The sequence below is a fragment of the Wenzhouxiangella sp. XN201 genome, assembly GCF_011008905.1.
Taxonomy (GTDB): Bacteria; Pseudomonadota; Gammaproteobacteria; order Xanthomonadales; family Wenzhouxiangellaceae; genus Wenzhouxiangella.
In genome coordinates, this window is the sequence record NZ_JAAIVI010000017.1 from 199,225 (window position 1) to 215,951 (window position 16,727).

At 65.5% G+C, this 16,727-nt stretch carries 13 protein-coding genes; 4 read left to right on the forward strand and 9 right to left on the reverse strand.

What is annotated here, in order from left to right:
• Positions 1–3: 3 nt before the first annotated feature.
• Genes G4Y73_RS01470 through G4Y73_RS01495 form a run of 6 tightly spaced genes read right to left on the reverse strand, consistent with a single transcriptional unit; the run spans position 4 to position 5,040 of the window.
• Positions 4–678, reverse strand: coding sequence for an SPOR domain-containing protein (locus G4Y73_RS01470; RefSeq protein ID WP_164228671.1), 675 nt, complete (start codon positions 676–678; stop codon positions 4–6).
• Positions 675–1,403, reverse strand: coding sequence for a type III pantothenate kinase (locus G4Y73_RS01475; protein WP_164228672.1), 729 nt, complete (start codon positions 1,401–1,403; stop codon positions 675–677). The genes G4Y73_RS01470 and G4Y73_RS01475 overlap by 4 nt, the downstream gene beginning before the upstream one ends.
• The gene (locus G4Y73_RS01480; protein ID WP_164228674.1) at positions 1,393–2,346 is read right to left on the reverse strand and encodes a biotin--[acetyl-CoA-carboxylase] ligase; all 954 of its coding nucleotides are present in this window, start codon (positions 2,344–2,346) and stop codon (positions 1,393–1,395) included. Before G4Y73_RS01480 ends, G4Y73_RS01475 begins: the two co-directional genes overlap by 11 nt.
• Positions 2,347–2,362: 16 nt before the next feature.
• Positions 2,363–3,001: a glycerol-3-phosphate 1-O-acyltransferase PlsY gene (gene plsY, locus G4Y73_RS01485; RefSeq protein ID WP_164228676.1), complete on the reverse strand. Its 639-nt coding sequence runs from the start codon at positions 2,999–3,001 to the stop codon at positions 2,363–2,365.
• Positions 2,994–4,808, reverse strand: a complete 1,815-nt coding sequence (locus G4Y73_RS01490) for a DegV family protein (protein ID WP_164228678.1) — start codon at positions 4,806–4,808, stop codon at positions 2,994–2,996. Before G4Y73_RS01490 ends, plsY begins: the two co-directional genes overlap by 8 nt.
• Before the next feature lies 1 nt (position 4,809).
• Positions 4,810–5,040 (reverse strand): glutaredoxin family protein, encoded by a 231-nt coding sequence (locus G4Y73_RS01495; RefSeq protein ID WP_164228680.1) that lies wholly within the window; start codon positions 5,038–5,040, stop codon positions 4,810–4,812.
• A gap of 105 nt (positions 5,041–5,145) precedes the next feature.
• Here G4Y73_RS01495 and G4Y73_RS01500 point away from each other — a divergent pair, with 105 nt between their 5' ends.
• Together G4Y73_RS01500 and G4Y73_RS01505 are read left to right on the forward strand one after the other, a co-directional pair.
• Positions 5,146–6,516, forward strand: coding sequence for an L-serine ammonia-lyase (locus G4Y73_RS01500; protein WP_164228682.1), 1,371 nt, complete (start codon positions 5,146–5,148; stop codon positions 6,514–6,516).
• Between the two features lie 61 nt (positions 6,517–6,577).
• On the forward strand, positions 6,578–7,495 hold the full coding sequence (locus G4Y73_RS01505; protein WP_164228684.1) for a M23 family metallopeptidase: 918 nt from the start codon (positions 6,578–6,580) through the stop codon (positions 7,493–7,495).
• Between the two features lie 3 nt (positions 7,496–7,498).
• On the opposite strand, the gene G4Y73_RS01510 is transcribed toward G4Y73_RS01505, so the two are convergent.
• From G4Y73_RS01510 to G4Y73_RS01520, 3 genes are all read right to left on the reverse strand, one after another.
• On the reverse strand, positions 7,499–9,181 hold the full coding sequence (locus tag G4Y73_RS01510) for a hypothetical protein (protein WP_164228686.1): 1,683 nt from the start codon (positions 9,179–9,181) through the stop codon (positions 7,499–7,501).
• 92 nt (positions 9,182–9,273) lie between these two features.
• The gene (locus G4Y73_RS01515; protein ID WP_164228688.1) at positions 9,274–11,025 is read right to left on the reverse strand and encodes a hypothetical protein; all 1,752 of its coding nucleotides are present in this window, start codon (positions 11,023–11,025) and stop codon (positions 9,274–9,276) included.
• Between the two features lie 2 nt (positions 11,026–11,027).
• Positions 11,028–12,728 carry a hypothetical protein gene (locus tag G4Y73_RS01520; RefSeq protein ID WP_164228690.1) on the reverse strand — a complete coding sequence of 567 codons (1,701 nt, stop codon included), beginning with the start codon at positions 12,726–12,728 and terminating at the stop codon, positions 11,028–11,030.
• 143 nt (positions 12,729–12,871) lie between these two features.
• On the opposite strand from G4Y73_RS01520, the gene G4Y73_RS01525 reads away from it, so the two are divergent.
• Positions 12,872–14,473, forward strand: coding sequence for a peptide chain release factor 3 (locus G4Y73_RS01525; RefSeq protein ID WP_164228692.1), 1,602 nt, complete (start codon positions 12,872–12,874; stop codon positions 14,471–14,473).
• A 169-nt stretch (positions 14,474–14,642) separates the two neighbouring features.
• The gene (locus G4Y73_RS01530) at positions 14,643–16,649 is read left to right on the forward strand and encodes a serine/threonine-protein kinase (protein ID WP_164228693.1); all 2,007 of its coding nucleotides are present in this window, start codon (positions 14,643–14,645) and stop codon (positions 16,647–16,649) included.
• The last annotated feature ends 78 nt before the right edge of the window (positions 16,650–16,727 follow it).

Genomic DNA, 16,727 nt, shown 5'->3' on the forward strand with positions numbered 1-16,727 from the left:
CGATCAGGCTCCGTTGCTGTCGATCGGGCGAGTGTCGCTGCAGGGTAACGCAAGCCGTTGCGCGCCGGGCGAGGCGCGCACGATGAAGCGCCAGGGCGGCGACTCGCCGGGCTCGACGCGGTAGTCGACCCAGAACTGGGGTGCATTCTCGCGCCGTACCTCGAGCTGCGCATCGAAGCCCATGGCGCGGATCTGGCGCTGGCGCTGGCGGGCGTTGTCGATTTTTTCGTACAGGCCGACCGACACCGCATTTTCCAGGTCGCCGCCGGCCACCACGTAGTAGTCCTCCACGCCGCGTTCGGCCAGGCGGCGGGTCATGGCCAGCGCTTCGCTGCGGCTGTTGGTCGGCAGGTAGACCCACCAGCCGCGATCACTGTCCGCCATGGTCTGGCGGGCAGCGATCTGGCTCGAAAAGGAGCGCAGCCGATCGACCGCACGCTGCTGCGCGAGCAGCGTGGGCAGCGGGCCGATGGTGTAGCAGGACGCGCTGGTCGCGTCGGACTGGCCCCGCGGTTGTTCGACCAACTCGGCGAGCGGCAGTGCGGGGTCCAGTGCAGGCATCTCGCCGTCGCGGGTCGGCGGCGGCTCGCTGCCGAGCTGGCCGAGTATGAACAGCAGGGCGTTGGCTGCGAGCAGGCCCACGCCGATCCAGCGCCAGTCGAGAGCGTTCATTGTCATTGCGATGCCATTGCCAGTCCGAGTAGTACCAGGTGCCGTTCGTGATGAAAGGTCCGTGCCAGGTGCGGCCGGATTTCGGCCGCGTCGCCGCCGGTCAGCCAGGCCTCGAGTGGCTCGCCGAGGAACCGCTCGGCCGACGCTGCGGCCCGGTCGATTGCACCGGCGGCCATCAGCGCGCTGCCGCGCACCAGGGCGCGTGCAGTGTCGGGGGCGGGGCGGTCGATGCGCTCGATTTCCGGCAGCTCGCGGTTGAGCCCCGGGGCGAAGTTGAACAATCCGGCGCGGGCCGCCTCGATGCCGGCCATGATCCAGCCGCCGCGATGCTGTCCGGCCGCGTCGACCACGTCGACCGTGATTGCCGTACCGCAGTCGACCACCAGCATCGGAGAGCGATGCGCAAGCCATGGCCATTGCAGGGCCAGCCAGCGATCGCAGCCCAGCGACTTGTAGGCCGGGGCCACCGGCAGGGTACGGTCGCCGGTGGTGATGATATCGGTTTCCAGGCCGGCGTGACGTGCCCGTTCGGCAACGGCGCGGACCCGTTCGGGCCGGGACTGGCCGCAGATCAGGGCTCGCTCAATCTGTTTTTTCCCGATCAACTTGAACAGCTCCGACGGGTTATCGCCGCCCGACCGGCCCACGCTGTCGGGCATCAGTGCGCCATTTTCGGCCAGCCCCCACTTGATGCGCGAGTGGCCGATGTCGATCAACAATTCAGATGGCACGGATACTGACCTCCCCGCTGCCGATCGCCTGGAGGCCCTCGGCGGTTTCGACCAGCAGCCGGCCCTGGGCATCAATGCCGCAGGCCGTGCCGGTCTGTTCAGGCCGGCCCTCGTGCAGGATGCGGATGACCCGGTCGGCGAGCGTATCGAAGGCCGGCCAGCGTGCCCGGAACGGTTCGAAGCCGTCGCGATCGAAGCGCGCCAGCGCCCCCGCCAGTGCGTCGATCAGGGCGGCGGCCAGTTGGTTGCGACCGGGCAGCTGGCCGTGGTCTTCGAGTGCCGCCGTGGCCTGGTCGATACCCGCGTGGCCCTCAGTGTGATACAGGTTGATCCCCACCCCGACGGCGGCGCGGCAGGGTCCTTCAGCGGCGCCGCCGATTTCGACCAGGCAGCCGCCGAGCTTGGTCTCGGCGACGAACAGGTCGTTGGGCCACTTGACGCGCACCGGCGCGCCGCATTCACGCTCGAGTGTTTCGGCCACGGTCAGGCCGACCACCAGGCTGAGCGGTGCCAGGCCGGCCAGGCCGGACTCGAAGTGCCAGCCCAGCGACAGGTAGAGCCCGCTGCCGGCCGGTGACAGCCAGGCGCGACCGCGGCGGCCGCGACCGGCGGTCTGTGCCTCGGCCACCAGGGCCAGGCCGTGCGGGCTGCTTCGGTCGGTCAAGCGGGCATTGGTCGAATCCACGGCGCCGGCAACCTCGACTTCGATGTCCCTGTTCGAAATCTGCCCACGAATCCGTTCCCGGTCGAGCAGCTCGACTGGCCGTTCCAGGCGGTAACCGTCGCCGGCCGTGCCACCGATGGCCAGCCCCAGCCGGCGCAAGCCTTCCACGCGTTTCCACACCGCTGCGCGCGTGATGCCGAAGGCTTCGGCCAGCTCGGCGCCGTTGTGGACGCGGCCGTCGGCCAGGCGGATGAAGAGTTCATGGAGGCTGGGTTGCATGGCTCGGTCGGATCGTTCAGCGCCGCCGGAGCAGGCGTGCTTTTTCGAAGCGATTCTCGTCGCCGGCCCGCATGCGGGCCAGATTGGCGCGGTGGGTGTATATCAGCAGCACGGCCAGGGCGATGGCCAGCGCGGCCAGAGCCGTCGGCAGCGGGTCCGGGCCGAACAGCCACATCGACGGCACCAGGCTCAAGCCCGCCAGGATCGTTGCCAGGCCGACGTAACCGGTGCCGATCAGGGTGACCAGCCAGACCAGCAGCAGCGGCGCCAGGCACCAGGGGGCGGCAACGGCAATCGCGCCCACGGCAGTGCCGGCCCCCTTGCCGCCGCGAAAGCGGAAATACACTGGCCAGACGTGGCCAAGCACGGCGGTGAATCCGCCTACGGCCGCCAGCGTTGTGAAACTCAGCGGATCGCTGGCTAGCCAGGGCGCAAGCAGCGGCAGCAGACCGGCCGAGACGGCGCCCTTGCCGACGTCGATGACGACCACGCCCAGGGCGAATTGCCAGCCGACTGTGCGCAAGGCATTGGTGCCGCCGGCGTTGCCCGAGCCCATGGTGCGAATATCGATGTCGCGCAGGCGGCCGAGCAGCAGCGAGCCCGAGATCGAGCCCACCAGGTAACCGCCAACGGCAATGACGACGAGCTCAATCATGGCGTCTCTCCGGCGGGTTCCAGACGTGCAGGCCGGCGAGCAGCGTGCCGGGACCGGCATGGGCGCCGACCGCCGGGCTGGCCTCGACCACCCAGCAGGCATCGACCTGGGGGTGTCCGGCAAGGATCAGTTCACGCAGGCGGCGGGCATCGGCCTCGGCGTCGGTGTGGCTGATGATGATCCGGTAGGTACGCTCGCCGTCCATGCGCCTGAGCAGGTAGCGACTGAACTTCTCGACCGTGCGCGAGCGCCCGGCGATCGCCCCGCGGGCGACCAGTTCGCCCTCGGGCGAGGCGGTCAGGATCGGATTGAGGCGCAGCCGCCGGGCCAGCTTTTCCATCCAGGGCTTGATGCGCCCGCCGCGCACGCCCCAGCTCAGGTCGCGGGCCAGGGCGAAGGTGCGGAACTGTTGGCGCGTTTCCGCCAGGCGCGCACGAATGGCGACCCGTTCCCAGCCGCGTGCCGCGGCTTCGGCTGCCCACAGCACCATCAGGCCCTGGCCGCAGGCGGCATTGCGGCTGTCGAACACCTCGATGTTCTCGGCATCGACCCGTTCGGCGGTCTGTACGGCGGCCTGTAGCGTGCCGCTGAGCCGGCCCGAGAGCTGGATGGCCAGCACTTCCAGGCCGTGCGAGGTGAGCAGCTCGAACTGGCGCCGGAAATCGGCCGGCGGCGGCTGTGAGGTCTGCGGGTGTTCGGCGGCATCGGAAAGGCGGGCGTAGAACTCGGCCGGGGTCATGGTGAGCTTGTCGAGAAACTCTTCCTCGCCGAAGTTCAAGCGCACGGGCACGACATGGATGCCGAGGCGTTCGATTTCCTCGGCCGGCAGGTCGGCGGCCGAATCGGTCACGATTGCCACGCTGCCCGGGTGGTTCATCAGGCCGTGCTGGCGGGTCATGTCGTCGGCCTTCTGCTGCTGGATTTCGCCGATGTTGCCGCAGATCTGGAAGACTTCGCCCGGACTGTCGGTGTGGATGTGCACGCGGGCACGGCGCTCGCTGCCGGCCACCACCAGCGAGCTGGCGTCGAGTGCTTCCAGCTGTTGACGCAGGGCGGCAATGTCCAGGCGTTCGCCGGCAATCAGGCATTCGGTGCAGAAGCGGTGTGCTTCGGGTGCCGGCTGCTCGGCGGTGTTGGCCGTGCGCGAAAACAGCGCTTCGGTCGAGAACTTCGGCATGCGGCCGCTGCGCATGTACTGCCAGATGCCCTCGAGCAGGTCGACGAAGCCCTGGGCGCCGGCGTCGACCACGCCGGCGTCACGCAGGGCGGCGAGTTGTTCGGTGGTGCCGGCCAGTGACTGGCGGGCCCGCTCGAGGCCGCGCCGGAACAGCTCGCGCACATCGTCGACGCCGTCAGTGGCCAGGCGGCCGAGCTCGTCGGCAAAATCTTCGAGTACGGTCGGCAGGGTGCCGGGCACCGGTTCGGACATGGCCGACCAGGCCGAGCGCGCGCCGGCCGCCGAAACAGTGGCCAGGCGGCGGCTGTCGAGAACCTGGTAGCCGGCGCTCGATTCGCTCACGCCCTGGAAGTACTGCGCCATGATCGCGCCGGAATTGCCACGCGCGCCGTCGAGGGCGGCGTCGGCGATGCAGTGCAACAGCTCCGGCAGACTGCGGCCGGGCTGGCTCTCGATCGCCTTTCGGACGCTGGCCAGGGTGAAGACGAGGTTGGTGCCGGTATCGCTGTCGGCCACCGGAAAGACATTGATGGCGTTGATCTGGTCGCGGTGGCGGAAGACGTTGGCGATACCGGCCAGCAGGGCCTGTTCCAGCCGGGCGGCGTCGACGTGGGAAATGGCCCGACTCACGTCAGTCTTCGACCAGTTCGCGCACCTGCGATGCGGTAAACGGCCACGACAGCTTCTCGCCGGTGTCGGTGTTGTGCAGCACCGGGATCTTTTCGCCGTAGCGGTCCAGGAGTTCCAGGTCGGTCTCGATATCGACCTTCTCGTAGGTCTTGCCGAAACCACCCTCGGCGAGCAGGGCTTCGGCCTTGTCGCAGAGGCTGCAGTCCGGGCGCGTATAGAACTTGAGTTTCATGACAACCGGGTCGGGATTCGTGGGGTCGGCAAGTATTTCATTTTAGCGGTTCCGAATCCAGCGCGTCGGCATGTTGCCGGGGTTCAAAAAGGCTAGACTGAAACGATGGCTGTCAGCATATTCGACTTGTTCAAGATCGGCGTCGGACCGTCGAGTTCCCACACCGTGGGCCCGATGCGCGCGGCGGCAACTTTTGTCCGGCGCCTCGACGAATCGGGACGGTTCGAGCAGGTGGCGCGCGTTCAGTCCGACCTGTTCGGCTCACTCGGGCATACTGGTCGTGGTCACGGCTCGGACAGAGCCGTGCTGATGGGCCTGGAAGGCGAGATGCCCGACCGCGTCGATCCCGACCATATCCCGCGGCGCATGGACGAGATTGCCGAAACCGGGCGCATGCGACTGGCCGGCACGCGCGAGATCGCGGTCGACCTGCGCAAGGATCTGATCTTCCACAAGCGCCAGACCCTGCCGCACCATCCCAACGGCATGCGCTTTAGTGCCTTCGATGCCGACGGCGCCGAATTGCTCTCGCGCGAGTACTACTCGGTCGGCGGCGGTTTCGTGGTCAACGCCGACGAGGCGGCGGCCGATCGCATCGTCGCCGATGAGACGCCACAGGCGTACCCGTTCTCGAGCGGCGATGAATTGCTGGCGACCTGCGCCGAGCGCGATCTTCGCATCAGCGAAGTCATGCTGGCCAACGAACAGGCCTGGCGAAGCAAGGCGGAAATACGTGAAGGGCTGCTCGAAATCTGGCAGGCAATGCAGGAATGCGTCGATCGCGGTATCGGCATGGAAGGCACCTTGCCGGGTGGGCTGAAGGTGGCAAGACGGGCGCCGGCCCTGTACAAGAAGCTGTGCGCGCGGGCCGAGGAAGACAATCTCGACCAGCTCGACTGGATCAATCTCTACGCCCTGGCTGTCAACGAGGAAAATGCCGCCGGTGGGCGGGTGGTGACCGCACCGACCAACGGCGCAGCGGGCATCATCCCGGCCGTACTGCATTACTACCGGCGATTCGTTCGCGACGCTGACGAGGACGGCGTGATCGAGTTTTTGCTCACCGCAGGCGCGATCGGCATTCTCTACAAGGAGAACGCCTCGATTTCCGGCGCCGAGGTCGGCTGCCAGGGCGAAGTCGGGGTGGCCTGCTCGATGGCCGCCGGCGGGCTCACCGCCGCTCGCGGCGGCTCCATGAGCCAGGTCGAGAACGCCGCCGAAATCGGCATGGAACACAACCTCGGGCTGACCTGCGACCCGGTCGGCGGGCTGGTGCAGATTCCCTGCATCGAGCGCAACGCCATGGGCGCGGTCAAGGCCGTCAACGCCACCCGCATGGCCATGGCCGGCGACGGCAAGCATCGCGTCAGCCTGGACAAGGTGATCAAGACCATGCGTGATACCGGGCGCGATATGAAGTCCAAGTACAAGGAGACATCGCGCGGCGGGTTGGCTGTCAACGTCATCGAGTGTTGAGGTGGGTGTGAAGTGTTCAGTGTGAAGTGTGAAGGGTGAGGCAGTGAGGCGAGGCTGGTCGATGGCGGTGACGGCCGCGTTGTTGCTGGCATCCTCGTCGCCAGCATTGGCCCAGACGATCTATATCTGGGAAGACGAGAACGGGGTGAAGCACTTCACCGATCGGAAGCCGGATACGGACCGGCCGGTCGAGATGCAGCGGGCGGTGGCCGAACCCGAGGACCTGATCGCGTTGCGGCGGACCGGCCCGGATGAAGCGCCGGTGTGGCTGTTCCGTAATCGCATTCACGGCCCGGTTGCGGTACGGGTTTCACTGGCCGAGTCCGACAACGTAGTCAGCGAGCCGGCACTGCCGGCGGTGTTCGTGCTCGAAGCCCAGGCCGAGCGCGAGCTGGTGACATTCGGCCCGCTGGAGCCGCGTCGTTCCTGGAGTTATCGCCTGCAGACCGCCAGCCTGCCCGGCCAGCCGGACGCCCGGCATGCCCCGGATCGACCCTACCGTCCGCCCATAGCGCCGGGGTCCTCCTATCGAATCGGTCAGGCGTTCGGCGGCGAGTACAGCCATAGCGAGGCGTCCGGTTTTCATGCGGTCGATATCCAGATGCCGGTCGGTACGCCGGTGCATGCCGCCCGCGAGGGCGTGGTGATGGACGTGGCGCGGCATTTTCATGGCACCGGCGACAATCCCGACCGCTATGGCCCGCGCGCCAATTTCGTGCGCATCCTGCACGACGACGGTTCGATGGCTGTCTATGCCCACCTGGATTACGAAGGGGTGCTCGTGCGTGACGGCCAGCACGTCCGCCGCGGCCAGCGCATCGGCCACTCGGGCAACACCGGCTTCTCGACCGGCCCGCACCTGCACTTTGTCGTGCAGGTCAATCGCGACATGAATCTGACCTCGGTGCCGTTCGAGTTCGAAGGCGATGACGGGCAGTCGGTTATCCCCGAGCCGGGGCAAGTGCTCGTAACCGACTAACTGTCAGTCGCACTCGGCCAGCTTGGGTCGCGCGAGGCGTTCGAGGGCGTATTCACCGGCGCCATACTCGTCGAGTTCAGAATCCCAGGATACTCTTGCGCTGCCGTCTTCATGGAACGCCAGTCTCAGGCTGCCCCAGTCGAGATAATCGATTTCACTGCTGTCGAAGTCGGGGCCGAATGCGGTGCCGAGCGGTTGTACCATCGCGGCGAAGTCGAGCGCCGCAACCGCACCGCCAGGGGGTGGGGTTCCTATGACGATGCCACTCTCGTCGAATGCCCCGACACCCACGATCCACGCCTGTTGGCCGGAATCGTCCGGGGTGTAGGTGAACCAGTAAATGACGGCGCGGTCATCGGACAATACTTCCAAAATGAACCCTTCACCCGAGCGCTCGGGGTTGTACCAGGCACCTGAGTATTCCTGATGGGTCGACTGATTGGCGCAAGAAGTGCCAGCCAGACTCGACAGGCGCTGGTATTCGCGACGATCGGACAGGCTGCTGCCTGAACAACCCACCGGCGGCGGGTAGACGGCCAGGCATGGGAGGCTGGTCTCATCGATATAGACGCGCTCGGCCAGAACGCGATCGTTGTCGAGACGATCGATGCGGAAGCTGCCGCGGACCTCGATCGCGTCTTCCTCCGGCGCCAGAAGGCCTGAGTCAAAACGGCCCCTGGTGCGCAACAGTTCGCGCCAGGACACACTGTTTTCTGCCGCAGGGTCGATGCCGACCAGCCACTGCTGCTTGCCATCCTCATCGAAAGTAAAGAAGTAGTTGAGAACCATCCCGTTGTCGAGGACCTGCACGGCATTGCCCTCGCCACTGCGATCCGGGTGGTACCAGCTGCCGCTGATTGTCAGATCGATAGGCTGGCGGTTGCCGGACAGGCAGCGCTCGTATTCGCCCCCGACGTGATGGTTCTCGAGCCACTCGTGAAACTCGGCGCTTTCCGGCAGCGACCAGTCGTTCCAGCACAGGTTGATGCCGCCGCCCCAGCGCGATCCGCCGTTGTGCATTGCGAAATCGCTTTCCATGATGTCGGTTGGAATCGTGCCGGAGAACTGATTGTCCGACAGGTCGAGAAAGCGCCCGAACGAGCCGCCCGCGTACTCAAACGCGGACAGGGGCAGGCCCTCGAGGCGATTGTTGGCCAGGCTGAGCCAGATCCGGCCTTCCCAGGACTCGGGCACCTCGCCCTCGAAGTCGTTGCCCGACAGATCGAGATACCAGTTGGAGTCGGATGTCTCGTCGCTCGTTTCCGACGGCAGGCTGCCCTCGAACGAGTTGTTTGAAAGATCCACCTCACCCGGGGAGGCTGGCTGATGATCGAGGGTGCCGCCCAGGGCGTTGTCGCTCAGGTCCAGGCGCTCGTGCACGATCTCGAAGATGCGCGTGTCCAGCGTGCCGGAGAGACTGTTCCCGCTCAGATCCAGCGTGCCCACGAAGTCAGGGTCGGTACTCAATGGGCTTTGACAGTCCACACCGTACCAATCGCAGGCATCGCTGCCGGGCTCGAGCCAGCCGTCGTTGCGGCGCCAGTTCTCGCCGTTGGCGGCGATGAAGAATGCTTCGAGGATTGCCTGATCGTCTTCGGGCAATTGTGCCAGCGCCTGGCCGGCACAGAGGGTGGCGCCGATCAGTGCGGCCGGTAGAGCGATGTGTGGAACCGGCTTCTGTCTCATAAGTTATGCCTACCTTCCTTCTTGCCCCAGTATCGAGATTAGCCCAATGACTCATCGGACGGCAAATCCCGCCATTTATCGAAGCCGACTGATCAGTCGCAGTCGGCCAGCATCGGCCGGGCGAGGTGCTCGAGCGGGTAGCTTCCGCTACCGAAGCCCTCCAACAGGCTGTCCCATTGGACACGCGCACTGCCGTCGTCGAGCAATTCCAGGGTGAGGCTGCCCCACTCGACGAACTCGACAGCGGTGGAATCGAAGTCCGCGCCGAAGACACCGCCCGCGGGCTGGTGCATGGTTTCGAGTTCCGCGATACCGACCGGATTTGGACCCGGCGGCGGTGCAGCCACAGTAAAGGTGTGCTCAATGGTTCCGGTGCCCACCATCCAGGCCTGCTGGCCGGAATCGTCGGGTTTGTAGGTAAACCAGTAGACGACAATCTCATCGTCGGGCAGGACCTCGACGACAAAACCCTCACCGGAGCGCTCGGGGTTGTACCAGGCACCGGAATACGCCTGAAATTCGCTTTGATCTTCACAGGTGGTGCCGGCCAGTTGGCTCAGGGCGATCTGGTCGTAGCGCAGGGAATCCAGCCCGAAGGAGGCCAGGCCGGTCGCGCTGCCGCCGAGCACCACCGAGCGGCTGTAGGCGATGTGCTGCTCCTTCTCGTCGAGGCGGTTGATCGACAGTCGGAAAGGAATCTCCTGGTCGAGTTCCTCGCGCGGGGTTTCGGACTCGCGATCTCCAGAACCGAATTGGCCGACAGGCGCAAGCAGGTCTTCCATCCAGACCCCGGTGTCGCCGGCAGGCTCCAGGCCCAGGAACCAGCGCTGGCCCGCGGTCTCGTCCCGGGGATAGGTGAACCAGAACAGCAGCATCCGCCCGTTGTCGAGCAGCTGCTGCACGAATCCCTCGCCGCTGCGGTCCGGGTTGAACCAGGAGCCGCTGATGGTGGGGTCGATGGGGACTTGTGGTCGCTGGCATTCTGCAAAGCGGCCGCCGTGATGATGCAGTGCGATGAAGTCGGCCAGCTCACCGGCCGGCGGGTCGAAGTCGTTCCAGCACAGGTTCAGTCCGGGCGGAAAGGCGGGTTTCCAGCCGTCTTCCATCGAGCCGGTTTGACGCTCATCCAGCGGGTACGGCAGGAGCGCCATCAACGCGGCAGGAATCTGGCCGCTGAACTGATTGTCGGCCAGGTCCAGCCGAATTGAATCAGTCATGGACATAGCATCAATGGCGACTTCGATCTCCCCGGTCAGTCGGTTGCGATCCAGCCTCAGCTCGGCCAGCTCCAGTCCGGCCCACGACGCGGGAATCGGGCCGCTAAGCTGGTTGCCGGAAAGATCCAGAGTCCGCAGCCATTCGCCGGTCGACTCGTCGATCTCCGGCAGCGCACCGGTGATAAGGTTTTCCGACAAGTCCAGCTGATCGAACGGCAACAGCCGGGGCAACTCTCCAGTGAGTTGGTTTCCGGTCAGGTCGATCCGAGCCGGGGCACTAGAAGAATCTAGGGGGAGTGTCTCGATCCATTCAATCGCATCGGCGACATTGCCGACCAGGTTGTTGTCCGGCAGTACCACCCCCGTCATGGGCGATATCGACAGGCCCGCATCACAGCGGATTCCGTACCATTGGCAGTGATGGACCTCCTCGTCGAGCCAGTGGTCATTGCGACGCCAGTTGTCGCCGCCCGTCGCTTCGTAAAAACCGGTCAGTTCATCGATCGGGGGCGGAGGTGCCGGGCTCGCGGACGCGCCGGCGGCCAGGACCAGCGCCAAGGTGGCCAGGATGGCCTGGGGAATCACCAGACCGGCCAGGATTGGCGGTGCTGCCCTGGCAGGTTTCATATTCATTGCTCCCCGCACTCGGCCAGCATCGGCCGGGCCAGGCGTTCGATTGCGTAGCTGCCAGTGCCGTACTCCTCAAGATGGCTGTTCCATTGGATCTCGCCTGAGTCTGGTGCCCTGAAATGCATGCTCAACTCGCCCCAATCGACCATCTCCAAGTCGGCCGGATCGAACGCCGGCCCGAACTGGCCGCCGACCGGCTGATATACCTCGTCGAAGGTCAGGCTCACATTGGTTGTGTTCGGCGGCAGGGGCATCACCCAGCGGGCCTCGCCCACACCCGTCATCCAGGCCTGTTCTCCGGAGCCGTCCGGCTTGTGGGTGAACCAGTAGACGACGGCTTTGCCGTCGGACAGGACCTCGACGATAAAACCCTCGCCGGCGCGCTCGGGGTTGTACCAGGCTCCCGAGAATTCCTGGGTCTGGCGATTCTGGTTGTCGCAGGTGGTGCCGGCCAGGTTCGAGAGGCGCTGGTAGTCGAGTCGATCGTCGAACAGCGGCGGCGCGCAAAGCAAGGGGCCGCTGGGAGGCGATTGGGGTCCCCAGGGGCCGCAGGCGACCAGATCGTAGTAGTGGCGGTGGAGGCTCAGCGTGTCTTCGCCGACGCGGTCGAAACGGAATCGGCCGGTAGACCGGATGAAGGTGTAGTCGTCATCGCGCGCGATTCCTTCGCCGAAATGGCCGCGCGTTTCGCGCAATGGATCCCACCGTAGCCAGTGCTCGCCCGATTCACCGACCTCGAAAAGCCACTGCAGGCGACCTTCGGAGTCGAAGGAGAAGCTGTAGAGCAGCGGTGCCCCGTTTTCGAGCATCATCAGTGATACCCCTTCACCCGGGCGCTCGGGGTGGTACCAGCTACCGCTGAGTGTGGCATCCACGGTCGTCCGTTCCCGGCCCAGGCACTGTTCGAAGTCCGGCGAGCCCACGTGGCGGGCCGCGATCCAGTCCCGAACAGCGGGGTCGTTGACCGTTAAATCGTTGAAACAGATGTCGAGGCCGGCGCCGGTGTTCGAATCGCCGCGCTCGGCGAGTGCGTAAGCGGTGATCTCGGCGGTCAGTACGCCGCTGAAGCGGTTGCCGTTGAGACGGAGGAAACTCTGCCAGGCCGTGTGCATCGCGGCAAAGGCGTATTCGTGGCCTGCATCCAGCCGGTTGTCGGCCAGGTCGAGCCAGCGAAGGAACAAACGCGCCCAGTTGGCCGGAACGCTCCCCTCGAAGTCATTCCGGGCCAGCCTGAGGCGCTCGAGAACGTAATCGTTGGGCCGTTCTTCGTCCGTGAACCCGGGCAGGGAGCCGGTTAGGGCGTTGCCGGAAAGGTCCACGGTTTCGGTGCGCCAGGGGAAGTAGGGCAGTTCGCCGCCGATGGCGTTACCGCTGAGATCAATTTCGTATTTCGGTGCCTGTTTTACGAACAACAGCTCTGCCAGTTCGGGTGTCAAGGCGCCGGCCAGATTGTTGTCCGGCAGTTCGAGTCGTCTGAATTCGGTCTCGAAGCAGTGCACCCCGTACCAGTCGCACCAGTCGACGCCCGGGTCGAGCCAGCCGTCGTTGTTGTGCCAGTTTTCGCCGCCGAGGGTTTCGTAGAGCAGCGGCAGCAGATCCTGGTCTGGCGTGTCAGCCAGCGGTGAAGTGGCCCACAGGCTGCCGCCCAAAGCCATAAGGATGCCCGTCAAGGCCGTTCGGGTGGATCGAGTGCACTTCATGCGCCATTCCTTGCCGATGCCAACTGTCCCCTTTACTGATCCTACGAGAGTCATCTGACTCACGCAAATCCGTTGGCCGTCGGACCATGCGCCGGACCCGGCTGCGCCGGTATAATGGCGTGTTTTTCCCAAGATTCATGACCATGCCGAACCTGACCGCGGAAATCGAACGCCGGCGCACTTTCGCGATCATCTCGCACCCGGACGCCGGCAAGACCACGCTGACCGAGAAGTTCCTGCTCTTCGGCGGGGCGATTCAGCTCGCGGGTTCGGTCAAGTCGCGCAAGGCCTCGCGCCACGCCACCTCCGACTGGATGGAGATGGAAAAGGAGCGCGGCATCTCGATTACCTCCTCGGTGATGCAGTTCCCCTATCACGAGCGCATCGTCAACCTGCTCGACACGCCCGGCCACGCCGACTTCTCCGAAGACACCTATCGCGTGCTCACTGCGGTGGACTCGGCACTGATGGTGATCGACTGCGCCAAGGGGGTGGAGGAGCGCACCATCAAGCTGATGGACGTGTGCCGCATGCGCGACACGCCGATCTTCACCTTCATCAACAAGCTCGATCGCGAGGGTCGCGAACCGATCGAATTGCTCGACGAGGTCGAAGAAGTGCTGGGCATCGAATGCGCGCCGGTGACCTGGCCGATCGGCATGGGGCGCAGGCTCAAGGGCATCTACCACCTGATCCGCGACGAGATTCATCTCTACGAGTCGGGCAAGAACTATATGCGCCAGGATCCGAAGATCATCCCCGGCATCGACTCAAAGGAAGCCGACGAGGCCCTGGGCGACATCGCTGCCGAACTCAGGGACGAGATCGAGCTGGTCAAGGGCGCCAGCCATGACTTCGACCTGGATCGCTATCTCCAGGGTCAGCAGACGCCGGTGTTCTTCGGCTCGGCCCTGAACAATTTCGGCGTGATTCCCCTGCTCGACGAGTTCGTCGAGCACGCGCCGCAGCCGCAGCCGCGCGCCACCCTGGGCCGCGCTGTCGAGCCGGCCGAAGACAAGTGCACCGGCTTCGTGTTCAAGGTGCAGGCCAACATGGACCCGGCCCACCGCGACCGCATGGCCTTCATGCGCGTGTGCTCGGGTCGATTCGAGAAAGGCATGAAGCTGCACCACGTCCGGCTGGGCAAGGAACAGCGCACGCACGGTGCACTGACCTTCATGGCCGACGAACGCGCCGTGGCCGAGTACGCCTACCCGGGCGATATCGTCGGTTTGCACAACCACGGCACGATCGGCATCGGCGATACCTTCACCGAAGGCGAGAAACTGCAGTTTGCCGGCATCCCGAGTTTCGCGCCCGAGCTGTTCCGGCGCGTGCAGCTGAAGGACCCGCTCAAGCTCAAGGCGCTGACCAAGGGGCTGACCCAGTTGTCCGAAGAAGGCGCGACCCAGTTCTTCAAGCCGCTGTTCGGCAACGACCTGGTGCTCGGTGCAGTCGGTGTGTTGCAGTTCGATGTGGTTGCCTACCGGCTCAAGTCCGAATACAACGTCGAGGCCGTGTTCGAGCCGGTCAACGTCGCTACCTGCCGCTGGGTGAGCTGCGAGGACGAGCGTGCGCTGGCGAAATTCCGCGACAAGAACGAGCGTCACCTGGCCGAAGACGGTGGCGGCCAGCTGGTCTACCTCGCGCCCACCCGGGTCAACCTGCAGCTGGCCGAGGAACGCCATCCCGAAATCACCTTCCGCGCCACGCGCGAAGTCAGCGTCTACGTCGAAACCGACTGATCGCCGCCGGCGAATTGCCTCCCATGGCCGAATCCAGGCCGATTTGCCGTTAACTGAAGGTGTCGGCAAAACGGCTGGAATCGGTTCATCCGGGGTTTAAGCCACCCTCTGCTATATTGCCGGGCACAGGGCCGCAGCAGGCCGGGGAGCGGGGCAGAAGGAGACGGACATGGCGCAGGTGCTTGGACGCTATCACATCATCAGCGAACTCGGCCGCGGCGGCATGGGCGTGGTCTACAAGGCGCTCGATCCCAAGCTCGAACGCTTCATCGCCATCAAGTGCCTGAGCGAGGAACTGAGCGAAGACGAAATCGTCGTCGCCCGCTTCCTGCGCGAAGCGCGCAACGTGGCTGCGCTCAATCACCCCAACATCGCGCAGATCTTCGTCGCCGACGAGCACGAGGGCAAGCCCTATTTCGTGATGGAGTATGTCGACGGCGAATCGCTGGCCGATTTCATCGACCGCGAGGGCCAGTGCTCGCCCGAGATGGCCCGCCGGGTGACCGAGCAGGCTGCCCACGCGCTCTCGGCCGCCGCCGAGGAAGGCATCGTCCACCGTGACGTCAAGCCTGGCAACATCATGCTCGACCGGCGCGCACGCGCCGTATTGACCGATTTCGGTATTGCCTGCGCGGTGGCCGAACAGTCCGAAACCGGCAGCCAGACCATCATGGGCACGCCCGGCTACCTGCCGCCCGAGGCGCTCACCGGCGATCCCGTCGATGCGCGCGGCGACATGTTCTCGCTCGGCGCCGTCTACTACGAGATGCTGACCGGCGAGCGGCTGATGCCCGGGCATGATCTCAAGCAGACCTTCGCGCAGCTGGCAAAAGAGGGTTTCCCGGACCTTTCCGCCCTGGAAGGCCGGGTCGACGAGCGCGTGCTGTCGATCCTGCGCAAGCTGCTGGCGGTCAAGCCGGAAGACCGCTATGCCGACTGGTCGGCGCTGCTGTCCGATATGGCACCGCTCAAGACCGGCCGAACCGAGCCGGTAGAGCGCTCCGATTCCGGACCGACAACGGCCGAGCGAGAGGTGACTGCCGCGCTGGCCACCGGGCGCATGCAGACCGCCGCCACCGCGACTGCTACGGCCAGTGCGCCCGAGGCGACGGCTGTGATTGAGGAAAATAGCAGGACGCATCACCCCGTACCGGTACCGAAGAAGAGATCCAGTCGCGCTGGACGCTGGCTGGCCATCGCCGCTGTGCTGCTGGTCGTGCTGGCAGCGGCCGGTTTCGGAGTGGCGCGCCTGGATCCTTCCGCCTGGCAGCGCGCGACGGCCTGGTTGCCGGGCAGCAGCGAAGACCCGGCCGGGTCGGTTGCCGAGTCATCCGAACCGACTGCGTCGGAATCACAGAAGGCCGATGACGAAGCGGTTTCGGAGGGTCCCGATCCGGCCACGCCAAGCGGCGCCGCGGCAGTGGCCCGCGCCGGACAGGCCGTGGCCGAGGAGTCGGGGGATGCCGCTCCGGAGGCGACGTCGAACGAAACCGGCGACTCCGATCCGAATTTGTCCGCCGTCAAAGATGAAGAACAAATGGCACAGTCCGACACGGCGGCCTCCGATCCGGATTCGGCCGAAGCGGAAGCCGACGTTGCCGAAGCCGTGCCCGAATCCTCGGAGCCCGTGCCAGAGTCCGGTTCGCATGATGACAACCGCAGTATGGCCATGGCCGATACCGAAGCCAATGACGCGGCGATGGCGCCCGCAGAAACCCGCCCCGAGCCGGCAGCCGCACCGCCACCGCGCGGTGTGGTCGTAATCGGCGTGGGCGATCCGGTCATCGCCGACCCGATGGTGCGCGAAATCGAGTCGGCCCTGCGTACAGGCAATCACCCACTGATCGAGCGCAGCTTCGTCAGCGGCTACCGCCGCTATGTCGAAGACGAAGAAGTCGACCTGGCGGGCCTGTCCGAACCCGCGCTGGAAGCCGGCGCCCGCTACGTGGTGGTGGCCCGCGCCCTGCCGGCCGGCGAGCGCGAACTGCAGTACTACAACCGCGTCGAAACCGCCTACATCGCCCAACTCGAGGCGACCACCTACGACTTGCACGCCATGCAGCAACTGGGGACCTCGCCGGTCGAGCAGATCGAATTTACCTCCTTGAACGCGACTGAGCGTGCTGTGCAGTCAGTGCGGCCGTGGTTGGAGGGAATTCGGAGTCAATTTGATTGACGTGGGGCCACTGGGTGCCGTGGTGGCCTCGACACGTCAAAAACGGTTGCGCCCGCCTGCTGCGCAGGCGCTGGATTG